Here is a 22,921-nt window from a genome sequence, read left to right as displayed (position 1 = left end):
CGAGCGTAGTTCAACACCCGGCAGCGGTTCGGCGGATTTAGCTGGTGCCGGGTGCATGACGCCTCTGGTCGTCATGCACCGCGGCCGATCACTTCCACTTGATGTTGCAGCCGATGGCCGGCTTCTGGTCTTCGCTCGGTGCCTTGCCGGCCAGCACCGCATCGGCGGCGGCACGTAGGGCCTCGCCGGTCACCGGGGTGTCCTTGCTCGGGCGGCTGTCATCGAACTGGCCGCGGTAGGCCAGCTTGTGCTCGCGGTCGAAAAGAAAGAAGTCCGGCGTGCAGGCGGCACCGAAGGCGCGCGCCACTTCCTGGCTCTCGTCCACCAGGTAGGGGAAGGTGTATTCCCGGTGGCGGATCTCCTCGCACATCTTCGCCGGGCTGTCGTCCGGCTGGCTGTGGAAGTCGTTGCTGTTGATCGCCACCACGGCCAGCCCGCGTTCCTGATACTCGCGGCCGAACGCGGAGAAGGCGTCGGCGATATGCTGGACGAACGGGCAGTGGTTGCAGATGAAGGCCACCAGCAGCGGCTGGCCGGCCAGCTCGTCGCTGGCGACTTCCTCGCCCTCGGCATCCGGCAGCCGGAAGGCCGGCATCGGCGAGCCCAGGTCGATCATGTTGGACGGCGTGAGTGCCATGCGAAACTCCTTTTCTCGTGTCTCGGCCCCGTTGGCAGCAGCAGGGCGCGAAGGTTCCAGTGTAGGCGCCATGTCGGCGTCACGCCCAGGCAGCGGGATGGGAATCAAGCACTTGGCGGGTCCCATGCATGGGGTTGACCACGCTGTCCGGCCGTGGCCTGCCCGGGCGGCGATTTTTCAGCCCCCGCCCAAGACGACACCGGCGAAAAGCTGGATAATGGCGCCCATTCGCCTGCGGGCGCTTCCAGTCACCAATCCGGCTTTTTCCATGGAAATCAAGGTCAATTACCTCGAAAACCTGCGTCAGGAAGCGAAGTTCGACGATTTCAGCGTCATCACCGATCAGCCGATCCGCTACAAGGGCGACGGCTCCGCGCCGGGGCCGTTCGACTACTTCCTGGCCTCCTCGGCACTGTGCGCCGCCTACTTCGTGCGGGTGTACTGCAACGCCCGGGACATCCCCACCGAGAACATCCGGCTGTCGCAGAACAACATCGTCGACCCGGAGAACCGCTACAACCAGATCTTCCGCATCCAGGTCGAGCTGCCCAGCGACCTGACCGACAAGGATCGTACCGGCATCCTGCGCTCCATCGAGCGCTGCTCGGTCAAGCGGGTGATCCAGAACAATCCCGAGTTCCAGATCGAGGTGGTCGACAACATCGACGAGGACGCCCAGGCGCTGCTGATGGGCGGCACCGTGGAAGGCGACGAGACCTGGATCGAGGGCAAGGACCTGCCACTGGAGCGGACCATCGCCAACATGACCGGCATCCTCGAGGAGCTGGGCATGAAGATCGAGATCGCCTCGTGGCGCAATATCGTGCCCAACGTCTGGTCGCTGCACATCCGCGACGCCCATTCCAACATGTGCTTCACCAACGGCAAGGGGGCTACCAAGGAAGCCGCGCTGTGCTCGGCGCTGGGCGAGTTCATCGAGCGCCTCTCCTGCAACTTCTTCTACAATGACCAGTTCTTCGGCGAGGCCATCGCCGACAGCCACTTCGTTCACTACCCGAACGAACGGTGGTTCCAGCCGGGGCCGAACGACGAGCTGCCGGCCGAGATTCTCGACGACCACTGCCGGGCGATCTACGACCCGGACGGCGAACTGCGCGGCTCGCACCTGATCGACACCAACTCCGGCCGGGCGGAGCGGGGCATCGTCTCGCTGCCGTTCGTGCGGCGTTCGGATGACGCGACGGTGTACTTCCCCTCCAACCTGATCGAGAACCTCTACCTCAGCAACGGCATGAGCGCCGGCAACACCCTGGCCGAGGCCGAGGTGCAGTGCCTGTCCGAGATCTTCGAGCGGGCGGTGAAGCGCGAGATCATCGAGCAGGAACTCGCGCTGCCCGATGTGCCCGAGTCCGTGCTGGCGAAATACCCCGGCATTCGCGACGGCATCGCCGCCCTGGAGGCCCAGGGCTTCCCGGTGCTGGTCAAGGATGCCTCGCTGGGCGGGCGCTATCCGGTGATGTGCGTGACGCTGATGAACCCGCGTACCGGCGGGGTGTTCGCCTCGTTCGGCGCGCACCCCAGCTTCGAGGTGGCGCTGGAGCGCAGCCTCACCGAGCTGCTGCAGGGGCGCAGCTTCGAGGGCATGGACGACCTGCCGCCGCCGACCTTCAGCTCGCTGGCCGTCACCGAGCCGAACAACTTCGTCGAGCACTTCATCGACTCTTCCGGGGTGGTCTCCTGGCGCTTCTTCAGCGACCGCGCGGACCACGCGTTCTGCGAGTGGGACTTTGCCGGCAGCACCGAGGCGGAGGCCGAACGGTTGTATGGCCTGCTGGCCGCGCAGGGGCTCGAGGCCTATGTGATGGTCCACGAGGACCTGGGTGCGCCGGTATGCCGTATCCTGGTGCCGGGCTATTCCGAGGTGTACCCGGTGGAGGATCTGGTGTGGGACAACACCAACATGGCCCTGATCTTCCGCGAGGACATCCTCAACCTGCACGCCCTGGACGACGAGCGGCTGGCCGATCTGCTCGAACGCCTGGAGGAAAGCCAGCTCGACGAGCAGATGAAGATCGTCACCCTGATCGGCATCGAGTTCGACGACAATACCGTCTGGTCCGAGCTGACCATCCTCGAGCTCAAGCTGCTGATCGAGCTGGCGCTGGGTCAGCACGAGGCGGCGCTGGAGCGGGTCGAGATGTTCCTGCAGTTCAACGACAACACCCTCGAGCGCGAGCGATTCTACCGTGCCATGCAGGCGGTGCTGGAGATCGTGCTCGACGAGGAGCTCGAGCTGGATGACTTCCGCCGCAATCTGGCACGCATGTTCGGCGAGGAGGTCCTGACCGCGGTGATCGGCTCGGTGACCGGCGAGGTGCGCTTTCACGGGCTGACGCCCACCAGCCTGGGGCTGGAAGGCATCGACCGGCACCAGCGGCTGATCGAGAGCTACCGCAAGCTGCACGCTCATCGTGCGGCCCGGGCGGAACGGCAGGCGGCGACGCCGGTGCAGTAGACGCCGACCCGCAGCAGGTTCCATCGTGCTCGGCCGCATTGGCAGCCGAGCACGCGGCGTGGACTCAATTCATGCCGGAGCCCATGCCGCCCCCGTGGTTGCGTTTCTTGTCCCAGCCCTTGCTCCGCGATTCGGGCAGCGTGACTCCCTGTTTCCTGGCGCGTTCCTGCATCAGCCGGTGATGTTCTTCGCGAAGACGCTGGCGCTCCGTGGCGCCCTGGGCGTCATGCATCTGCTGCTGGTACTGCTGGCGCTCCTCGCGAGACATGATCTGCCAGCCATAGATCGACTGCCCGTCAGGGTCACGATCCCGTAGCCGGGTCTGGTCACGATCGCGAAGCTGGTCCTGGGTCTGGGTGGCGCCAGCCTTGTGAATGCGATCCTGGTCTCGATCGCGGTCCTGATCCTGGGCGAGTACCGGGGAGGCGAGGGTGGCTGCCAGAAGGGCGATGAACAAGGGTCTCATGGACATTCTCCATAACCGTGCAAGGGGACACCGGCAGAGTAAGGCTACCGGCGGTCAAGCCGCACCCTGGTATATAGTCGCCATCCTGTCGGCCATGATTGATGGTCATCAAGAGAGAGGGCAGGCGTGCTCCTGGCGATCGGAAAACGCCGGAGGCCTTGCTCGCCGTCAAGGCAGGTGTGGCCGTGCCTGAAGCCCCTGAAGGGCGGCTTCAGGCATTGTCGACGGCCGTTGTCGGCAAGGGGTTACGCGGGGCTGACGGCTCCCTGTCCGGCGGCGTCGAGCAGCGTCACGGCCAGGCGCACGAAATCCACCGAAGAGACGATGCCGACGAGGTGCCCGTCGTCATCCACCACCGGCATGGCTCCCTGGCGGTGGGCCAGCAGTTGCCGGCCGGCCTCGGCGAGCGGCGTGTCGGTCGAGAGCGTGAGCACGTCGCGGGAGAGGGCCTTGGCGAGCGGGATTCGTCCCAGGTGGCGGCTCAGGTGCAGCGAGCCGAAGGTGTCGGTGATCCGCAAGGCTTCGCGCAGCACCACCTTCTGATTGAGCAGGCCGACCAGGCGATCCTGTTCGTCCAGCACCGGCAGGTGGCGTACCTTGTGCTCCCGCATGGCCTCGTTGCCGTCGTGGAGCGTCTGCTCGAGACGTAGTGTCACGATGTCGCGCGTCATGATGTCGGCGACGATGGCAGGAGTCTCTTGGGTCATGAAATGCGTCCTCGATCGAGTCGAATATCGGGCGTTGCCAACGCCACGGCTGGTTTGCGCCATCGGCTCGCGGATGGCTCCCAGGACGCCGGTCGGCTGGCGCCCTCGCGACAGGTCGGGCGTGGGGCGATGAGACTGCCGGCCCACGGCGTTCCCCTGCATAGTTATATCGGCAGCCATCGGTCGCAGAGTAGGCCGAGGGCGATTTTTCCGGAACGACGCTGCGCCCTCAGGTTTGTGCCGCCAGTGCCGAGTTCACCCGGATCGATACCGGTTTCGATACATTCCGCCCTTTGCAACTATAATGTCAGGTGACGTCGGGCGTGAGATCCCGGACCGGGGCAGGGCGGTATTCTTGCATGCTTTTCTATAGAGAGGTGGTCACCATGACCACGGTGATTGCAGTGCATGATGTGGATGACGTCACTCGCTGGCTGGGGTCGTCCAGACGAGCCGAGTTCTTCGGGGCACACGGGATGGATGTCAGGCCATTCGTGAGTCCTGGCGGCGGAAGCCGGGTGGGGCTGATTATCGAGAACGTGCCCAGTCTCGAGGCCCTCACGGAAGTCCTTCAAGGAGCGGATGCGGCCGAGGCAATGAAGCTCGACGGGGTACACCCCGACACGGTGGAGCTCTTCGTGGCATCGTAGGCGGCCGATCTGACGATACATGTCGCGAGACTGAAGTGACGTCCTATTCTTCTCTATTGAAGAAAACCAGGCCCCTCTGACTACGGTCAATTTCTGGGCTTGGTTTTTTTCATGACTCCGCTTAATCTGAATTTTCGAGCCTTTGACTGCACCCGGTAGTCCGTGAGATGTATCGAGGTGTCTCCATGATCGGATCCGCATGGCTTGTTGCGCCTGCTAGGCTGATGGGCTAATAGAGCGCCAAGCCAGAATTTCATCGTGCACTATCTTTTTATCAGCTCCTGCCAGGAAAAAAATATGGTTCCGAAATCAGCAGTGCTGAGAATAGCCAGGCCGACCGATAATCTGTCGGAAATTACCGAGATGTATATTGAGGGTCTAGGGTTTCAGTTGCTGGGTGCTTTTGAGGACCATGATGGTTTTGACGGCTCGATTCTGGGGCATTCTTTACATAATTACCATCTGGAGTTTACTTGCCAGCGAGGGAGTTCAGTGGGCAGGGCGCCAGCAAAAGATCACCTTCTGGTCTTTTATCTGCCTGACCATGCCGTTTGGAAAGGGTGCTGCGAGGCCATGTCGCGAGCAGGTTTCGCTTCAGTGAATTCTTGCAACCCCTACTGGGATGTCGCTGGGAAGACATTCGAAGATATCGATGGCTATCGGGTTGTTCTGCAAAATCGGGAGTGGACGACCTAGAAGCAAGACGCTTCATGAGTCCATGATGTGTGATTCTCGAAATTTTTTTGGATGTGGCCCCGACCTCTTGTCCGGCATGTCTGGCATAGAGTGAGGCCCCGTGAAGTCATGTCAGGGTAGGGACGGAACTTGCGATGTTCTGGATATTTACAAGCTTGGCAGATTTTCTGGTGTATTCTGTTCTGGGCCTGGTTCCGGGCTCGAGGCTGGGAGGCGCTGTTCATTTTTTTGTTGAAGACGTCACGAAGATATTTTTTCTTCTGGTCGTTATGATTTATGTGATTTCTCTCGCTCGAGCCTCGCTGAACGTCGAGAAAATACGTAACTATCTTGCAGGGAATAATAAATACCTTGGCTATGTTCTCGGTTCCACGTTTGGTGCAATCACGCCATTCTGCTCGTGTTCCAGCATCCCTATTTTCTTGGGCTTTACATCAGCAGGGATACCCATCGGCATTACAATGTCATTTCTCTTGACGTCGCCGTTGATTAATGAGGTTGCAGTATTGCTTCTGTTCAGCCTGGTAGGATGGGAGATAACTCTTATCTATGTGCTGACAGGGATGTTGATTGGCGTTTTCGGTGGCATGTTTCTCGACCTCGTGCGTGCCGAGCGCCTTTTGCAACCCTTTGCTCTCAAGGCCTATCAAACGGCCGGGGCCCCCGGTGTGGAGCCCGGTGACGGCTCCAGAATTTCCCTGAAGGAGCGCCATGAATTCGCCAAGATGGAGTTGCTGGGTATTCTGGGGCGTGTCTGGAAGTGGGTGTTTATTGGTGTGGGGCTGGGCGCAGCATTGCATGGTTTTGTACCAGAAGCCTGGTTTGAAAGTAACCTGGGCAGTGGTCAATGGTGGTCGGTGCCCCTCGCGGTGCTGGTTGGAATCCCTCTCTACTCAAATTCCACGGGTATTATTCCGGTGATGGAGAGCTTGATCATGAAGGGGTTGCCGCTGGGAACAACATTGGCATTTTGCATGAGTACGGTGGCCGCGAGCTTTCCGGAATTCATCCTGTTGAAACAGGTGATGACCTGGAAGCTGCTTGCCATCATCTTCGCGATCTTGCTGATGTCGTTCACCATCATCGGCTGGGTAGTTAATATCGTTTACGTGATTTAGGGGGTGGCCATGAAAGAAATCAAGGTTCTGGGTAGTGGATGTGCCAAATGTGTCAAGACGGCCGAGTCCATTCAGCGGGTGGCAAGGGATAGCGGGATTCCTGTCAATGTCACGAAGGAAACCAGTCCGGAAGCCATGTTGAAATATGGTGTGATGAGCACTCCTGCCGTGGTCGTCGACGATCAGCTGGTGCATTCGGGGTCCATACCTCCCAGGAAAAAGATAGAAGAATGGCTGAAATAGCCCGGCGCGAGAGCCCCGTCAACATCGGACGAGACAGCCTATTCCGTACTGCATCTGCCCGCGTCACAGGGTGGCCTGTTGCAGGCATTGACCGCCGGAAGACAGGTGATACTGCCGTTCAGGGCCCCGAGTCGGCCAACCGGTTCGGGGCTTTTCGCGGGGGCTTTCAGGTCAGGCCAGGTCCTTCAGCGGGCGGGACAGCAGTTCCGAGACCACGCTCGGCATGAATTCCCGGGGCAGGGTGATGGCATAGAAGTTCTCGTAGACGTTGGGCAGCCTGGCGTAGCGAGTCAGCCGCCCCTGCTTCACCTCATCCTTGACCACCACCTCCGGCAGCACGCTCAGCGCGCCGCTGTCCCGGGCCAGCAGGCGCAGCATGGCCATGTCGTCGGCCTCGGCGAGGATCTCCGGCCGGTACTGATGCAGGCTGCAGAAGCCGTCGAAGGCGCGGCGTATTTCATGATGCTCGCCGGGCAGCACCCAGCGCAGGTCGGCGTAGCCCTCGGGGAAGGCGGCGCCCGGATCGGACTCCGGCGGACCGAGGATCGACAGCGGCTGGCGGGCCAGCAGCTGGCTCTGCCACGCCGCCCGGGGTGAGTCGGAAGGGGACAGCTGGGTGTTGGTAAGCACGACGTCGAACTCGTGCCGGGCCAGGCCGTCGAGCAGGTTGCTCATGCCCCGGGCATGCAGGCTGAAATGCACCTTGTGCTCGTCGCGGTTGAGCAGCGGATCGATGAAGCTCTCGATGAAGTTGCGCGACATGGTGGAGAGCGTGCCGATCCGCAGGCGCTGATACTCGGGTTCGATGCCCCGGCTGATCAGCGATTCCAGCTCCTCGCCCTTGGTGAAGATCACCTCGGCATAGTTGAACACCTGCCGCCCCGCCTCGGTCAGCACCAGGGTACGATTGCGCCGCTCGAACAGCCGCTTGCCCATCCGGTCCTCCAGCTTGCGGATCTGCGCCGAGAGGGCGCTCTGCGACAGGTGCAGCGCCTCGGCAACCCGCGTGAGCTTGCCCTCGCGGGCCACGTGCCAGAAGTAGTAGAGGTGGTGGTAGTTCAAACGGCTCATTTCGTTCTCTTTTATAGAACAATAAATCAATATATATCCATTTTAATTCAAGAAAAGCAGGCTGGATACTGCTCCCTCCACGGATCATCGGAGGCATTCCATGCATTGGAACGAGCTGTTGCCCACCATCCTGCTTTCCCTGGTGCCTGCCATCCTGGTGCTGGGCGCCCTGGCAAGCGGCCGCCAGACGAGTGCACGCGCCTGGCGCACGGCCCGGACCGCCACCCTGGCCGGGCTGTGTCTCTCGGCGCTGCTGCTGGCGCTGGGCCTGGCACAGAGGCTGCCGGCGGTGATCGGCGTGTGGCAGGCGACGCCCCTGCAACTGATCATGCTGCTGCTCGCCAACTTCATTGCCTTCGTGGTGGTGCGCTACAGCGCCACCTATCTGCAGGGCGAGCCTCGCCAGCAGCGCTTCGTCACGCTCGTCCAGACGGTATTCGCGGCGGTCAGCGTGGCGGTGCTGAGCGACTTTCTTCCGATGTTCCTGGCCGCCTGGCTGGGCATCAGCCTGGCCATGCATCAGCTGCTGATGTTCTACCCCGACCGGCCCCGTGCGGCCCTGGCAGCCCACAAGAAGTTTCTCTTCGCCCGCGCCGCCGAGCTGTGTGCCCTGGGGGCCTTCCTGCTGTTGTACCTCCACCACGACAGCGCCCGGATCAGCGTGATCGTCGGCGCCTATGCGGCGCCGGGCGGGAACCTGTCCGTCGGGGAACAGGCGGCGGCCTGCCTGCTCGCGCTGGCGGCGCTGATCAAGTGCGCCCAGCTGCCCTTGCATGGCTGGCTGATCCAGGTGGTCGAGGCGCCCACGCCGGTCTCGGCGGCGTTGCACGGGGGCGTGATCAACCTCGGCGGCTATCTGCTGCTGCTGTTCTCGCCGCTGTTGCTGCAGTCCACGCCGGCCCGGGCGCTGATCCTGATCGTCGCGGGTCTCGGCAGCGTACTGGCGGCGCTGGTCATGATGACGCGCATCAGCATCAAGGTCCGACTGGCGTGGTCGACCAGCGCCCAGATGGGGCTGATGCTGGTCGAGATCGCTCTGGGACTGGTGGAGCTGGCGCTGCTGCATCTGCTGGCGCACTCCTGCTACAAGGCCTACGCCTTCCTGAGTTCCGGCGAGGCCGTGCAGGAGGATCTGCTGCGCCGGCAGGCGCCGGGCCGTCGCCCGACGCCGGCACAGTGGCTGGCGGCCGGTGCCACCAGCGTTGCCCTGGTGGCGGGCCTGGCGGTTGTCGTGCGCGCCGGCTTCGACTCGAGCGCCTTCGCGGTGGTCAGCCCCTGGGTGCTGTTGACCCTGGCGCTGACGGCCTTGCTGGCCGAGCGGCGCGGTCCGCTGGCGTCGGGGGACGGGGCGGGCTTCCTCGGCCTGGCCGCGCTGGTGATGCTCGCTTATTTCGGTCTCAAGTCGCTGTTCGCCGTCCTGCTGCCCCCCGCCGAGCACACGGCGCCGCTGTGGGCGGATCTCTGGATGAGCACGCTGTTCGTGCTGCTGTTCGCGGGCTACGGCCTGCAGCGCCATGGCCTGCACCTTCGCTGGGTACAGACGCTCAACCTCTACTGCTACGCCGGGTTCTACCTGGACGAGTGGGTCACCCGCAGCACCCTGAGACTCTGGCCACACCCGCTGCCCGCTCGGATCAAGGCCAAACGACTGCACGCCACTACCGGGGAGGCTTGACCATGACGAATCTCGACAACACCAGGATGGCATGGATCTCCGACGTCGAGGAGAGCCAGTACCCGCCGCTGACGCCGGCGCATGAGCAGGCCCTGGACCAGGCCTGTGCCAGCGTGGCGCCGAACTGGCCCCTGGACCGGCTGATCGCGACCAGCCCCTTCTGGGCGATGCGTGGGGAACACATCGCCAGCGTCTCGGCCCGGCTTTCGGCGCTGGGCAATGTGCACTGCCTGATGCCGCCGAGCCATTACCTGGGGCGTCGGCAGCGTGGCGAGATCACCGATCATCACCTGGACCAGGCGGCGGAGCGGCTCGGCTATCGCGGGCCCTACCGGAACCTGCTGGGGGTCGTCGAGGAACTCGGCCGGCTGCCGCACTGGCACAACATCAGCGACCTGGTGGATGCGCGCCGTGACCGGCAGCACAAGATGGCCTGGCGCGACGAGATCACCCACCAGATCAGCCAGTTCTGTGCCGCCTTCTTCCAGGAGGACGGACCGCTCAATGCCGCACGGCTGAATGCGCCCGCCGGCAAGCGGCTCTATGGCCACTGGCGGGACATGACCCTCAAGGACCGCGGCATCGCCATCCTGATGGGGGAGCCGCGGCTGCGGCACTATTTCGAGACCCTGCCGACTGCCGAGGCCGGCCTCTTCCAGGCTGCGGTCGCCGAACTGGACCTCGATGCCAGCCGCTTGAGCGGCTATGCCCAGGCGCTGCTGCTGGACATCAACGGCTGGGCCGCCTGGGTGGCCTATCAGGACTGGCAACGGGAACTGGCGTCGCCCGAGACGCCACGTCACCCTTCCGACATGCGCAGCCTATTGGCCATCCGCCTGGCCTGGGAGCTGGTGCTGTGGCGTTACATCCGCACGGAACAGCCCGACCAGGCCGACCGGCTGACGCGTCTGTGGCATGCCGAGCTGGTGGCGCTGCCGGCGCGCATCGAGCGGCATCGTCGCGCCCAGCAACCCCTGTGGGTATGGCAGCTCGCCAGCGAACTGGCCTATCAGCAGCCGCTGCATCGGGCCCTGGAGGAGTCGGTAAAGGCGGGGAGTGCGAGCGCCACATCGCCGCAACTGCAGGCGGTGTTCTGCATCGACGTGCGCTCCGAGCCGCTGCGACGGGCGCTGGAGCACCAGAGTCCGGCCATCCAGACCCTGGGATTCGCCGGCTTCTTCGGCCTGCCGATGGAGTATCGACCGGGTGGTGCCGAGTTGGCCCAGCCCCACCTGCCGGGCCTGCTGGCCCCCCGGGTGACCCTGAGCAGCGGTTCGGCCGAGGGTGGCCGGCGCTCGGCCCGGCGGCTGAACTGGCAGGCGCGCCTGCAGGAGTGGAGCCGGGCGGCGAGCGCCACCTTCACCGCCGTGGAGACCGGGGGGCTGCTGTACGCCGGCAAGCTCCTGCGGCGCTCGCTGGACGCCAGGGGCAAGCGCGGCCCGCTCGTCATGGACGAACTCCGCTGGCACTGGCGGGATAGCGGCGAGGCGTTGAGCCTCGCCGACAAGGCGGCGCTCGCTCGGACCGTGCTGGGTACCATGGGGCTCACCGAAAGCTTCGCGCCCCGGGTGCTGCTGGTGGGGCACGGCAGCCACAGCGCCAACAATCCGCATGCCGCGGGGCTCGAGTGCGGCGCCTGCGGCGGGCAGTCGGGGGAGGTCTCGGTCCGTGCCCTGGCTCGGCTGCTCAATGATCCCGCGCTGCGCGACGCACTGGCCGAGGCCGGCCTTGTCATCCCGGAAGAGACCCGTTTCATACCGGCGCTGCATTACACCATCACCGATCGCATCGAGCTGCCGGAGGGCGCGGCGGATGCCTTCTCGCTGAGCGAGGAGGAGCGTTCGTGGCTCGACCAGGCCGGGGCCGAGGCGCGACGCGAGCGTGCCCCGCGGCTCGGCCTGTCGGGTGACGCGGCGGAACTCGAGGAGAGCCTCGATCGCCGCGGCGCCGACTGGTCGCAGACCCGCCCGGAGTGGGGGCTGGCCAACAATGCCAGCTTCATCGCCGCGCCGCGCCGTGTCACCGCACCGATCGACCTGGATGGGCGCAGCTTCCTGCACGACTACGACTGGCGCACCGACCCCGACTTCGCGCGGCTGGAACAGATCATGACCGCGCCCCTGATCGTCGCCCACTGGATCAACATGCAGTACAACGCCTCCACCCTGGACAACCGCAAGCTGGGCAGCGGCAACAAGGTGCTGCACAACGTGGTCGGTGGGCATATCGGCGTGTTCGAGGGCAACGGCGGTGACCTGCGGATCGGCCTGCCGATGCAGTCGCTGCACGACGGTGAGCGCTGGCGGCACGAGCCCCTGCGCCTGAGTGCCTACCTGGCGGCGCCGCCCGAGGCCGTCGACTCGATCGTGGGGCGACACGAGATACTGCGCTCTCTGGTGGAGAACGGCTGGCTGCACCTGTTCACCCTCGATGACGAAAGCGGCGAGATCCTTGCCTGTCGGGGAGGGGCCTGGGTCGCCGCCTAGCGGCGCAGGGGAGACCCGGCCGGGAAACTCGTCGGCATGTCGTCGAGTGCGACCGCCGCGTGTCTTCCGCCGAGAGAACAGGCCCCCGAGCCGATTGCCCGGCCCGGGGGCTGTGGATACGAGGCGTCATTTCGCCGGTCAGCGAGGGTCAGGCCAGCTGGCGTCTGGCGGCACGCGTCGTGTTCAGGAGCAGGCAGGCGATGGTCATCGGGCCCACTCCACCGGGCACCGGGCTAATAGCTCCCGCTGTCTCGGAGACCGGGGCAAACGCCACGTCACCCACAAGCTTTCTCTTGCCATCCGCTTCGATGGCATTGATACCGACATCGATGACCGTGGCACCCGGCTTGATCCAGTCGGCGTTGACGAGTTCCTTCCGGCCGGCGGCGGCAACCACGATATCGGCGTTGCGGCACAGCGACTCGATATCCCGTGTGCGAGAATGTGCCATGGTGACGGTACAGTCGGCCTGCAACAGAAGTGCCATCATCGGTTTGCCAACGATGTTGGAACGACCCACCACCACGGCATGCTTGCCGCTCAAGTCCTGATGGACTTGACGCAGCATGATCATGCAGCCCTGGGGAGTGCACGGCACCAGCGATGCCTGCCCGGCAGCAAGCGCCCCGACATTGAGAGGGTGAAAGCCATCGACATCCTTGGCCGGATCGATCGAGGCGATGACCTCGTCCTCATCGAGGTGTGGCGGGAGTGGCAGCTGTACCAGGATGCCGTGCACTTGAGGGTCATTGTTCAGTTGAGCAACCAGCTGGTTCAGGTCCCCCTGCGTGGTTTCCGTGTCGAGACGGTACTCTATGGACCCCATCCCTGCCTCTTTCGCCCGCTTCACCTTGTTTCTCACATACACCTGGCTGGCAGGATCCTCTCCGACCAGCACCACCGCGAGTGTCGGCACCACACCATACTCGCCCTTGAGGTACTCGACTTCGGAGGCCACCTTCTGAAGTACCTGGTTCGAAAGCTGCTTTCCGTCTATTAATTGAGCCATGGCACGTCAGCCTCTATTTGAAAATGATGGTCTTGTTGCCCGACAGAAAGACCCGGTGCTCGGCATGCAGTTTCACGGCGCGAGCCAGCGCTATCGTTTCGGTATCTCGCCCAAGGGCCACCAGCTCTTCCGGATAGTAGGCGTGGTTTACCGGTTGCACGGATTGCTCGATGATCGGGCCCTCATCCAGATCCGCAGTCACGTAGTGCGCGGTAGCTCCGATCAGCTTGACACCACGATCGAACGCCTGGTGATAGGGCTTGGCACCCTTGAAGCCAGGCAGGAAGGAGTGATGGATGTTGATGGCTCGGGCGTGGAGCTTCTCGCAGAGGTTGTCGGACAACACCTGCATGTAGCGTGCCAGTACGACCAGGTCCGTACCGGTCTCATTGACAATATTGAGGAGATCAGCCTCCTTCTCCGGCTTGGTGTCCTTTGTCACAGGGAGATAGACAAAGCGTATGCCTTCTCGTTCGGCGATTGGCCGAAGATCCAGGTGATTGGATACCACCGCAGTGATCTCTATGTTCAACTCTCCCTTGCGATGACGGTAGAGAAGATCGACCAGACAATGGTCGAATCGAGATACCATGATCAAGACCTTGGTCGGGATGTGGGCATCATGCATGGCCCACTTCAGGGAGAACTTCTCTGCCAGATCAACGAACCCGGAACGCAGGTCTTCAAAGGTATGCAGCGAATCCGGCAGGAGACTGAATACGCTCCTCATGAAGAACTGACCGCTGACCTTGTCATCGAACTGGGCCAGTTCAATGATGTTACCCCCTCGTTCGGAAAGGTAAGAGGTAATGCCGGAAACGATGCCTGGTCCGGTTTCGCAGCTGACAGTCAGGACGAATTGATTGTTCTGGTCCGGGGAAGTTGTCATGACAGAGACCCTACTAGAGTAATGGTTGTTTGCCGCTGGTTGGAGGGCATCCCGAGCTCCCGTTCCTCGTCTGCAAAGAAGGGCCCGGGACGTAGCCGATTATCGGGTTGCCGACTGATGCTCTGAACTGGAATGCCGTATGATCAAGCATAATCTCCCTCGAAAGCGGATTCGCGGGAGGGCACCCATGGCACTCGGCCGCCCAGTACCCCGGATCGTTCAATAATCCCGGCAACGGAAGACTCCTGGCGATGAGCCATCACGTGTATACCGCTGACCCCTTCGATCTCCCGCAATTGCTGAATCAGTTCAATGCAGATGTTTCGACCCTCTGCCTTTTGATCCTGGGCACCTTCCAGGCGCTTGATGATGGCATCCGGAATATGAATGCCCGGAACTTTTCTTCGCATCCAGTCTGCCGCACGTGCCGAGGCCAGCGGCCCCACACCGGGCAGGATGAAACACTTGTCCAGCAATCCCAGGTCTCGGGATCGGTCCATGAAATTCCGGAAGCGGGGCAGGTCGAAGCAGTATTGCGTCTGAATGAACTGAGCACCTGCAGCAATCTTTTTCGCCAGCCGGTAAGGACGGAAATCAAAGGGGGGGACGAACGGGTTTTCTGCCGCACCGAGGAACACTCTCGGCGGCTCACTGAGCGTCCTTCCGCTGGCAAATACATGCTTGTCGCGTAACCTGGAGACCGTCTCGAGCAGCGACAAGGAATCCAGATCGAATACCGGCTTGGCTTCCGGATGATCTCCCGCTTGTACCCCATCCCCCGTCAGGCAGAGAATATTATTGATGCCCAGCGCCGCCCCTCCCAGTACATCCCCTTGAATGGCAATCCGGTTCCTGTCCCGACAGGAGATTTGCATCACTGTCTCGTAACCTTCTCGTGCCAGCAGCGCACACATCGCGACGCTGGACATATGGCAGTTGGCCCCCGAGCCATCGGTGGCGTTCATGCTGTCAACGTAACCGTCGAAGATTCGCGCCCGGGCATAGACCTCCTCCGGATTGGCCGAATCGGGGGGCGCCAGTTCAGTGGTGACGGCAAAATGCCCTGACTTCAGCACCCGTTCGAGCCGTCCGGTAGAGCTATAGCCCGTTGTGTCGGATATCATGCGGCCAGCTTCAGGCCCAACGTTAACGCTCACTGCGAGCCTCCTTTTTGTACTGCCTGCTGTTCCGATGCCTCGCGAGCCACGCGCAGCCAGGAGGAGCTTCCTTCAAGACGATGATCAACCGGCAGTTGTACCACCTGTATCTTGTCGCCCCCTTTCATCTTCTGGCTCCCCTCCCAGGCTTCAACCCAGACACAGCGTTTCTCGGGATAGACCTCGCAATTCCCGTTCTGAAGGACACCGCCACAGGGTCCGTTTCGCATGGTCTTTGGGCAGTTCATGGAACAGGACATGCCGGTAGAGCTGAGAATGCATTGACCACACATCTTGCAATCGAAAAGTAGCCCCTTGCTGAGCTCCTCCAGCTTGCCAACTGGCTTTTCTGCACGCTGGTAGCCAACCGCTTTCCACAACGGATGCAGTTTGACGATTACCGGCTCGAAGGCTCGATAGGTAAGTTCAAGCAGTCTCGCGTGCCGTACGGCCCAAAGGCGAACGGAATACACAAGCTTCTCCTACCACGGTAGCACCACCGTGGAGCCAATTCTTGCTTCCTGAATTATTGATGCGTCTATTGAAAATCGTATGCCATCGTGATCCCCGGGGACTGGACAGCATCCTCCAGGAGATACCTTGTGATAAAGGCATTCATTGATGGTTATCGGTGTTTCAATAGCCCTCAAGCATTCAGGGATTGTTTGGGACGGTGATCCGAAATTCTTATAGACGGTATCGGCCTGCGATCCCGGACCACCATTCCCGACTTCGCAGTAGCCCACCTTCCTCGTTCAGTTGGCTGACGTGCAAGCGGATGCCGCAATTTTCTTCTTGGGGTCGAAGAACGGCTTTTCGACAACCAAAGCCTTTGCCGGTCCCGACAGAGTCTGCACCTCCAGCTCAGTTCCGATCCGAGCATGGTCAACAGCCACCATGGCCAGGGCGATGTTCTGATCAAGCCTCGGGGAGTAGACGGCGGAAGTAACCTTGCCGACAGTTTCACCATCATGATTCAGGGGCCAGAAGGTAGTGTTTGGTCCTTTGAGAGGTGCCCCTTCGATACGCAGCCCGACCTGCTTGCGGCTCACGCCATTGTCACGGATGCGCTTCAAGGCGGCCTTGCCGATGAAATCAGACTCCATATCCGGGTTCACTAGACGGTCCATCCCCAGTTCGTAGGGATTGGTGTCGATGTCCGCATCGGCGTGATAGGAGAGCATGCCGCCTTCGATGCGGCGAATGGAAGAGGTATGGCCGGGACGAAGCCCGAAGGGCTGACCTGCCGCCATGATTTTCTCCCAAAGTTCGTCGCCACGGGAGCCGTCTTGAAGATACAGCTCATAGCCCAGTTCACTCGACCAGCCGGTGCGCGAGACGATCAGTGGGATACCGTCGAGTTCGATCTCGCGAAGCCAGAAGTAGCGCAGGTCCGTGATGTCGTCTCCGAAGAGTGACTTCATGATCTCCCCGGACTGTGGGCCCTGCAATTGCAAGGGTGAGACATCGGGTTCACGAATGGTGACATCGAGGCTGGAGTTGACAGCGACACCCTGTGCCCATAACAGAATGTCGCTGTCAGCCAGTGAGATCCAGAAATGATTTTCCGCCAGGCGCAGAAGAATGGGGTCATTGAGGATGCCGCCGTCGGCATTGGTGATCAGGATGTACTTGCACTGCCCGACAGCCATTTGGGAAAGGTCGCGCGGGGTCAGGTTCTGCACAAACTTCGCCGCATCCGGACCGGTGATTTCTACCTGCCGTTCAGCGGCGACATCGCAGAGGATGGCCTCGTTGACAAGGTTCCAGAAGTTCTGTTCCGGGTCTCCGAAGTCACGCGGTATATACATATGATTGTATACTGAGAAAGCTGTTGCGCCCCAGCGTAGTGTTGCATCGAAGTAGGGAGATTTTCGGACCTGTGTTCCGAAACCGAAATCCGCCTTTCTTTCCATCTGGATTACATTGCTGGGTGATACGCTTGTCATGATGAACACCTTTTCAGGATATGGAATTCATTGAGGTGTGAAAACCCGTTTATTCAGCATGGCTCACTATAGCTCTGGCAGGCCTCGAAACGCGTCCTAAAAGCACTCTAAAACTAGGATGAAAAGGCCAATTATTGGCGCTGTGAAGTCCGTTTGGTCCGGTGCCTGCGAAAGGGGGCCACCCCGGTCTCATCGCGCTCGTGACCCTGGCCCTTGCAGAGCATGGCGGGATCGAAGAAGCCCTGCTGGAGGATGGAAGAAGGCGTTGGGAGAACAAGTCTCGCATGACGGGGGCCTGCGGGCCGTTGGCATCAGCCCCGTAGCCTCGAGCTCGAGGTTCAGGAGAGCCTTTCGCGCAGGTCAGCCTCCAACCCGCCGGGGGCATGCCGTACAACGTCTGGCGAAAGACCGGCTCAGGCTTTGTCGTTGTTGATTACCATTAGATTGGCGAGGTTGACTTGCGTCGATTTTATCTCTCGGGTGGCGATGTAGGTCATGTAGCGTTCGATCCCCAGCTCTGCCGAAAGAAGCCGATCAATGACTTGCTGAAAGGCGGAAAGGCTGGGCGTCACGACTTTCAGGACGTAGTCCATACCGCCCCCCCGTCGTCATGCATTCGACGATCTCATCGACCTGGAAAATATAACTCTCGAAACGTTCGAAGTTTTCCTTGCGATGTCCCTCGAGCGAAACGGTTACCATTACCGTGGTGGTGTTCGCGATCCTGTCGAGCGCGATATCTGCGTGATATCCGCGTATCAGTCCGGCTTCCTTTAATCGAGAGAAGCGAATCCAGCATGGCGTCGGTGACAGGTTGACCAGTTCCGATAGCTTGGTCTTGCTGAGCTGGCTATGCTGCTGAAGTGCACGCAGAATGCGGATGTCTGCCGCATCAATGGCGATTTTCCTCATTGGTTCTCAGCCCTCATGGTAATCCCTACAGATGTGACTCATTCAGGAGTGAGTTGCAACATTTCCTGGCGCCATGCATGGCATCTGACGGCCACGCTACAGGTGATGTCGTAATGGGATAATGATGTCACTGCAATCATCCAGGGGCGTTCGTGAGGTATCTGTCGCCGACTCCCGGAACAGTCAGGCATGAGCGAAGGGCAACCCTTCACGCATAACCGCTGCAGACGCTGATATCGGCTAGCTCAAGGGCAAGGCGCCATATCGCCCCGTGCCGTGGCAAAGCAGGAATCCCCGGAGCCAGTCCCCGGGCAGGATGGCAGCGTAACGCCGCGGAACCGGAGGTCGAATGCCGAACGAGGGAAATGTACCTCTCCGTCACGTGTCTCAGGGAACAGCCGAGTGACTCCCCCACCTTCTGTAAAGACCGGCAGACCGAGGGAAAGGCGAAGTCGATCTCGAGAATGCCGAGCACACTATATGCGTGCCAGGCATTCAGGATGTTGAGCTGCATCGCCGACGAGTATGAAAAGATACAAGTTGCTGCCGCTAGTCTTCAAAAACAGGCTGGCCAGAGATTCTTGACTGGCGCCCTAGCTCTGACATTAGATTGATTGTGGTGTCCAGCCCGCGACGAGCATCCTCATCATTGTTTAACCGCCTGACACTTTTCCATAGCGTCGGAGGAGCTTCTTTTTGTCCCGCTCGAACTGATGCATATTGAAGTGCGCTCGTGATTTTCCAGGCACCTCCGATGCTGTCGTCATAGAGTGTCATGAGTTTCTGAATCATGGCGTCGTCTGTCATTTCAATGACATCGGATGCTGCGGCTAGCAAGTCAACGATATTATGCAGTCGACGTCCTTGAAGCAAGGGCGAGACTTTTTCTATCAATTCAACAACGCCTTTTAAAGTCGCAGGGTCTTGCAGGGCCGGTGAAGATTCAAGTATAGTCTCAAGTGACTGTATGGAAGCGGCCGCTGTATCATTTTTCATGAGTTTTTCTCCTTGTTTAAATAAGGCCGCGAGCTACAGACCAGTACACTCCACGATTAAAGCTCTTGCGCATGAGCCCGCCAATCTTGGTCGGTGGTGTCGGTTTTACATCTTCATCATAGTCGTACCAAAGAGGCATGCCTGCCTCCAGGCCCATTTGGGCAATGGCTTGTACTTTGCCATCGTATTCATCGACTGTTTTCCCGATGCGCATCAATCCTGCAATATTGTTGCAAATGACAGGGGACTGGTTGTGGCAACTTCCTCCAGCTTTGCTGATGGGCAAGTCAACAGTGTCGCCCATGATGAACACGTTATTAAAGCCTTCAAGTTGCAGTGACTGGCGATCGGTGGGTAACCAGCCTTCATGATTGGGCGACTCTGAAATATTCGAGTCAAGCACTGCATCGACGGCTCGGATGGGGGGCGTTTGCATCAGGATGTCAAAGTTTTCTTCGTCGCCTTCTTCTGAAGTGGCGACATTGTTTTCGGGGTCAACGCTGGCCAGGGTGAAACCTCTTTTGTGCTTGATGTTTTTTGAGTCAAAAATCGACGGCAATATTTCACCGGTGGGCTTCTGCAAGAACAGGCAGTTGCGAGTTAGCTGAGAAATTGTTGGGTAAGTGTACACCAGTTCAATTTTGTCGCGCACCCCTCGTTGACGTAAGAATTCATCCAGCATCAATGTGGTTTCTATCGGTGCGATACCGCACTGATGGGGCACGTTCGGGGTTTTGGGAAATGTTACACCAATAAATATGCGACCTTTTTCGATGGTCGAGATTTTTTCAAAAAGCTGTCGCGCCGGATTGTGCTGGTAGAAGTGATCTCCCGCTTCCTGCAAACCGTCTATCCGTTCCGGGGCGGGGATGCAGCCTGTGGAGACCACCAGGTAGTCATAGTCATGCACGTCACCCGAACGCATTCTTAATCGACTGTTTTTGAATTCAAATCCTTCTACTTGATCAAGTGTGAAATTGATTTCCGGGCGTAGTAGGGATGCCAGGGGGCGTCTTAGTTCATTCTTGAAGAACTTTCCAAATGCCACGTACATGAATGCTGGTTTGTAGTAATGCCAATGACTGTTGGAAATCAGGGTGATGCGTGCCTTTCCGCTTTTGATCTCGGGGTAGATTTTTCGAACAAGGTTGTTGGCAGTCATTGTTCCACCAATGCCGCCACCCACTACAATGATATCCTTCACCATATGGTTTCTCCGGAAGTGCCCTGCCTGGGCCGAATGTAGGGTAATTGGTTTTCAAGTCACGCCTGCATGCACATCTCCCGCCGTGCTCAATAGTTTTTTCAGGGCCTGAAATGGCAGAAATGCAACTTCATGGCGCGAAGGCATGGCTGCTGCGTTTTGCAACATCATCAATTCTGGCCAGATCAGCGCGCCGTCATCAGGTGGCTTGTCTTGAAAAATCAGCGACACTTGTTGCTCAATAGCTGATAGTGACTCCATGTTTAAGCCAGCTGCACGTTCAGCAACGAGTGCCGTTGTCGCTTGTGCCAGTGAACAGGCGCGAACTCGATACCCCACCTCCTGGATAATGCCATCTTCGATCACTGCATCAATGGTGACGCTATCCTTGCTTTCTGACTGGATTGTGAGAGTGATCGTACGGACATTGCCACCCTGGAGGCGTCGGTCACGACGTGCCCGAGAAGAATATTTTCTCAGTTGAAGGATAAAGTCAGGGTTCTCGATGCCATCATTCATGCTATTCAATTTAACCCTCATTAAACATTGAGCACGGCTTTTAATAAGCGCTGGAAAATAAGCCCTACTGCCTCAGCACAGTGAGTACCGGGTGGGGTCTGGGGTTCTCGCAGATGGTCCCGGTCTCGGTCATCGCGTACCGAGAATCCGGGGGCTGGTTTTGTCTGTGGCATCGATGTTTGAACGTTACTGGCACTCGGGTTTTTTCGAGACGGTTGTTGATGCTTTGCAGCCGTCGCAGGTTCTTATCTGACATGGCCTAATGCCTGCCGCTGTCATCAGGCTTCGATACATCACCTGAATATTCTTGACTGAGGGCGCGATTGCCGGGACTGCTGATTAGACAGAGCATCGCGATGAAGTTGTCCTCTCCCTATATTCTAGGTATGTCTGGCTGACCTGATGGTCGATGAGAGCTTTGCACTCCTGGCCCGTAGGTGGTGCGGATCCTTTCAAGCATGCTGCCAGAGGGCGTGCCGTTACTTTTTCATGGAGGTCTAGCGTTAAGCTGGTGTAGTCAGGCTCACTGTCTCCGCTTCGTGTCGCTTGCGCTTTTTCCGGGCATCGATCAACACATCCCGCAGCAATTCTTCGGCACTGGGGTGGTAGATGGGCATCGCCAGTACCTGTTCCGCCGTCATGCCATGCGTGATGGCCAGGGCCAGCAGATGTGCCAGGTGCTCGGCCTGGTATCCCAGCAACTCGGCACCCAGGATGACGTCGGTTCGTGCGTCCAGGTAGACCTGAATACGCCCTTGCACCTTGTTCCAGACCACATGGCGGGCGCTGGTGAACGGCAGTTCACCGATGACGATCTCCCGGCCTTGAAGCTGCTGGAAGCTCTGGCCGATGATGGCGATCTGGGGATCGGTGAAGAAGACCATCAATGGCGGTCGACGTCCTGCCGGGGCGGGGGCCGGGGAGTTCAGTGCATTGTCGGCGGCGATTCGTCCCTCGTCATAGGCTTCGTGCCAGACTGGCAGGTGATCGGTGGCATCCCCGGCAATGAAGAGGGGCAGGTTGCCGCAGCGCATCGTGTGCGGATCGAAACTCACCGTGCCCCGGTCCGTGATCTCCACACCCGCTTGCTCCAGCCCCAGCCGGTCCAGGTTGGACACCCGCCCCATGGCGACCAGGATCCTGTCGAATACCTTGGTGATGCGTTGGCCGTCCGGCTGCTCATACTCGATCCAGGCGCCTTCCGCGTCTTCCCAGGTGCTCAGTACCTGGCCACATGGCTGGATGTCCAGTTCGGCGGAAAGCACCTCGAGCGCCTGGCGCTGCATGATCGGGTGGGTGAGGGCGTTGATCCTGCCGGAGCGCCCGTAAAGGGTCGTGTCGACGCCCAGTCGATGGAGCGCCTGGCCCAGTTCCAGGGCGATGACGCCCATGCCGATCACGGCAATCGAACGGGGCAGGTCTTCCAGCTCGAATATCGTGTCGCTGGTGAGGACGCGGGACATCACGGGATTGAAGACCTCGCTGATCGCGGGACGCGAGCCGCAGGCGAGGATGAACTTTTCCGCCCTGACCTCGACCGACTCACCCACCATCAGGCGCCCCGGCCCGATAAACCGGGCGCGCCCCTCGAGCTTGTGATGGTTCGGAATCTTGTCGATGTAGCGGAGGTTGCGGGCGACGAACCGATGATCGCGCTCTCGCCGCAACCGCTCCAGTACCTTGCGTCCTTCCACGCGGCCCGAGGAGGGCACCCCGAAGAAATCGCCAGTGTGCAAATGGTGGGCATGGTCGGCGGCAGTGATCAACAGTTTGCTGGGCATGCAGCCAACCCGCGCACAGGTGGTACCGTAGGGGCCGTCCTGGATCATCACCAGGCTGTCGGTCTGGCGACTGATCCTTGAATAGGCACCCAGTCCACTGGTGCCGGCACCGATGATCGCGTATTCAACCTCAATGGTCTTCATGCTCAATCGCCCTGTCCCGCGTGATCTCATGACGCATGCAGGCTAGCCGGACCCATGCAAGGGGGTAAAGTGACCCTTTCTAAGTATTTGGCTTACTTTTTGTCATTCATCTATTTTCGCTCCATTGCCTGGTCCT

22 protein-coding genes are annotated in these 22,921 nt (G+C 60.2%); 7 read left to right on the top strand and 15 right to left on the bottom strand.

The window, feature by feature from the left end:
* Positions 1-88: 88 nt before the first annotated feature.
* Positions 89-637 (bottom strand): thioredoxin family protein, encoded by a 549-nt coding sequence (locus KGQ91_RS13240; protein WP_224414785.1) that lies wholly within the window; start codon positions 635-637, stop codon positions 89-91.
* Between the two features lie 268 nt (positions 638-905).
* Between KGQ91_RS13240 and KGQ91_RS13235 the strand changes: the two genes are divergently transcribed.
* Complete coding sequence (locus KGQ91_RS13235) at positions 906-3,113, top strand: OsmC domain/YcaO domain-containing protein (protein ID WP_224414786.1); 2,208 nt, start codon at positions 906-908, stop codon at positions 3,111-3,113.
* 64 nt (positions 3,114-3,177) lie between these two features.
* Here the strand turns inward: KGQ91_RS13235 and KGQ91_RS13230 are convergent, their stop codons facing one another.
* Together KGQ91_RS13230 and KGQ91_RS13225 are read right to left on the bottom strand one after the other, a co-directional pair.
* Positions 3,178-3,579 carry a hypothetical protein gene (locus tag KGQ91_RS13230; protein WP_224414787.1) on the bottom strand — a complete coding sequence of 134 codons (402 nt, stop codon included), beginning with the start codon at positions 3,577-3,579 and terminating at the stop codon, positions 3,178-3,180.
* A gap of 245 nt (positions 3,580-3,824) precedes the next feature.
* On the bottom strand, positions 3,825-4,286 hold the full coding sequence (locus tag KGQ91_RS13225; protein ID WP_224414788.1) for a CBS domain-containing protein: 462 nt from the start codon (positions 4,284-4,286) through the stop codon (positions 3,825-3,827).
* Between the two features lie 386 nt (positions 4,287-4,672).
* On the opposite strand from KGQ91_RS13225, the gene KGQ91_RS13220 reads away from it, so the two are divergent.
* The 4 genes from KGQ91_RS13220 (at position 4,673) to KGQ91_RS13205 (ending at position 6,993) form a co-directional block, all read left to right on the top strand.
* Positions 4,673-4,936 (top strand): hypothetical protein, encoded by a 264-nt coding sequence (locus tag KGQ91_RS13220; RefSeq protein WP_224414789.1) that lies wholly within the window; start codon positions 4,673-4,675, stop codon positions 4,934-4,936.
* Positions 4,937-5,194: 258 nt separating this feature from the next.
* Positions 5,195-5,632 (top strand): VOC family protein, encoded by a 438-nt coding sequence (locus KGQ91_RS13215; protein ID WP_224414790.1) that lies wholly within the window; start codon positions 5,195-5,197, stop codon positions 5,630-5,632.
* A gap of 134 nt (positions 5,633-5,766) precedes the next feature.
* Positions 5,767-6,750: a permease gene (locus KGQ91_RS13210; RefSeq protein ID WP_224414791.1), complete on the top strand. Its 984-nt coding sequence runs from the start codon at positions 5,767-5,769 to the stop codon at positions 6,748-6,750.
* 9 nt (positions 6,751-6,759) lie between these two features.
* Positions 6,760-6,993: a thioredoxin family protein gene (locus tag KGQ91_RS13205; protein WP_224414792.1), complete on the top strand. Its 234-nt coding sequence runs from the start codon at positions 6,760-6,762 to the stop codon at positions 6,991-6,993.
* Between the two features lie 171 nt (positions 6,994-7,164).
* Here the strand turns inward: KGQ91_RS13205 and KGQ91_RS13200 are convergent, their stop codons facing one another.
* The gene (locus KGQ91_RS13200) at positions 7,165-8,064 is read right to left on the bottom strand and encodes a LysR family transcriptional regulator (RefSeq protein ID WP_224414793.1); all 900 of its coding nucleotides are present in this window, start codon (positions 8,062-8,064) and stop codon (positions 7,165-7,167) included.
* Positions 8,065-8,164: 100 nt separating this feature from the next.
* Between KGQ91_RS13200 and KGQ91_RS13195 the strand changes: the two genes are divergently transcribed.
* Positions 8,165-9,739, top strand: coding sequence for an NADH-quinone oxidoreductase subunit L (locus tag KGQ91_RS13195; protein ID WP_224414794.1), 1,575 nt, complete (start codon positions 8,165-8,167; stop codon positions 9,737-9,739).
* A 2-nt stretch (positions 9,740-9,741) separates the two neighbouring features.
* A complete protein-coding gene (locus KGQ91_RS13190; RefSeq protein WP_224414795.1) occupies positions 9,742-12,225 on the top strand; it encodes a YbcC family protein in 2,484 nt (827 codons plus the stop codon).
* A gap of 148 nt (positions 12,226-12,373) precedes the next feature.
* On the opposite strand, the gene folD is transcribed toward KGQ91_RS13190, so the two are convergent.
* The 11 genes from folD to KGQ91_RS13135 form a co-directional block, all read right to left on the bottom strand.
* Positions 12,374-13,234 (bottom strand): bifunctional methylenetetrahydrofolate dehydrogenase/methenyltetrahydrofolate cyclohydrolase FolD, encoded by an 861-nt coding sequence (gene folD / locus KGQ91_RS13185; RefSeq protein WP_224421158.1) that lies wholly within the window; start codon positions 13,232-13,234, stop codon positions 12,374-12,376.
* Positions 13,235-13,247: 13 nt separating this feature from the next.
* A complete protein-coding gene (purU, locus tag KGQ91_RS13180; protein WP_224414797.1) occupies positions 13,248-14,123 on the bottom strand; it encodes a formyltetrahydrofolate deformylase in 876 nt (291 codons plus the stop codon).
* A gap of 143 nt (positions 14,124-14,266) precedes the next feature.
* Positions 14,267-15,280, bottom strand: coding sequence for a methylenetetrahydrofolate reductase (locus KGQ91_RS13175; protein WP_224414798.1), 1,014 nt, complete (start codon positions 15,278-15,280; stop codon positions 14,267-14,269).
* Positions 15,277-15,753: a methylenetetrahydrofolate reductase C-terminal domain-containing protein gene (locus KGQ91_RS13170; protein ID WP_224414799.1), complete on the bottom strand. Its 477-nt coding sequence runs from the start codon at positions 15,751-15,753 to the stop codon at positions 15,277-15,279. The genes KGQ91_RS13175 and KGQ91_RS13170 overlap by 4 nt, the downstream gene beginning before the upstream one ends.
* A gap of 282 nt (positions 15,754-16,035) precedes the next feature.
* The gene (locus tag KGQ91_RS13165; RefSeq protein WP_224414800.1) at positions 16,036-17,229 is read right to left on the bottom strand and encodes a glycine cleavage T C-terminal barrel domain-containing protein; all 1,194 of its coding nucleotides are present in this window, start codon (positions 17,227-17,229) and stop codon (positions 16,036-16,038) included.
* Between the two features lie 413 nt (positions 17,230-17,642).
* Positions 17,643-17,822, bottom strand: coding sequence for an Lrp/AsnC ligand binding domain-containing protein (locus tag KGQ91_RS13160; RefSeq protein WP_224414801.1), 180 nt, complete (start codon positions 17,820-17,822; stop codon positions 17,643-17,645).
* A complete protein-coding gene (locus KGQ91_RS13155) occupies positions 17,764-18,141 on the bottom strand; it encodes an Lrp/AsnC family transcriptional regulator (RefSeq protein WP_224414802.1) in 378 nt (125 codons plus the stop codon). The genes KGQ91_RS13160 and KGQ91_RS13155 overlap by 59 nt, the downstream gene beginning before the upstream one ends.
* Positions 18,142-18,690: 549 nt before the next feature.
* The gene (locus tag KGQ91_RS13150) at positions 18,691-19,137 is read right to left on the bottom strand and encodes a helical membrane plugin domain-containing protein (RefSeq protein ID WP_205596272.1); all 447 of its coding nucleotides are present in this window, start codon (positions 19,135-19,137) and stop codon (positions 18,691-18,693) included.
* Between the two features lie 16 nt (positions 19,138-19,153).
* A complete protein-coding gene (locus tag KGQ91_RS13145; RefSeq protein ID WP_163650166.1) occupies positions 19,154-20,344 on the bottom strand; it encodes an NAD(P)/FAD-dependent oxidoreductase in 1,191 nt (396 codons plus the stop codon).
* Between the two features lie 51 nt (positions 20,345-20,395).
* The gene (locus KGQ91_RS13140) at positions 20,396-20,860 is read right to left on the bottom strand and encodes an iron-sulfur cluster assembly scaffold protein (protein ID WP_224414803.1); all 465 of its coding nucleotides are present in this window, start codon (positions 20,858-20,860) and stop codon (positions 20,396-20,398) included.
* A 503-nt stretch (positions 20,861-21,363) separates the two neighbouring features.
* The gene (locus KGQ91_RS13135; RefSeq protein ID WP_163650535.1) at positions 21,364-22,785 is read right to left on the bottom strand and encodes a dihydrolipoyl dehydrogenase; all 1,422 of its coding nucleotides are present in this window, start codon (positions 22,783-22,785) and stop codon (positions 21,364-21,366) included.
* Positions 22,786-22,921 lie beyond the last annotated feature (136 nt).

This window comes from Modicisalibacter tunisiensis (assembly GCF_020148005.1).
Taxonomy (GTDB): Bacteria; Pseudomonadota; Gammaproteobacteria; order Pseudomonadales; family Halomonadaceae; genus Modicisalibacter; species Modicisalibacter tunisiensis.
This window is presented reverse-complemented; position numbering and strand designations above follow the sequence as displayed.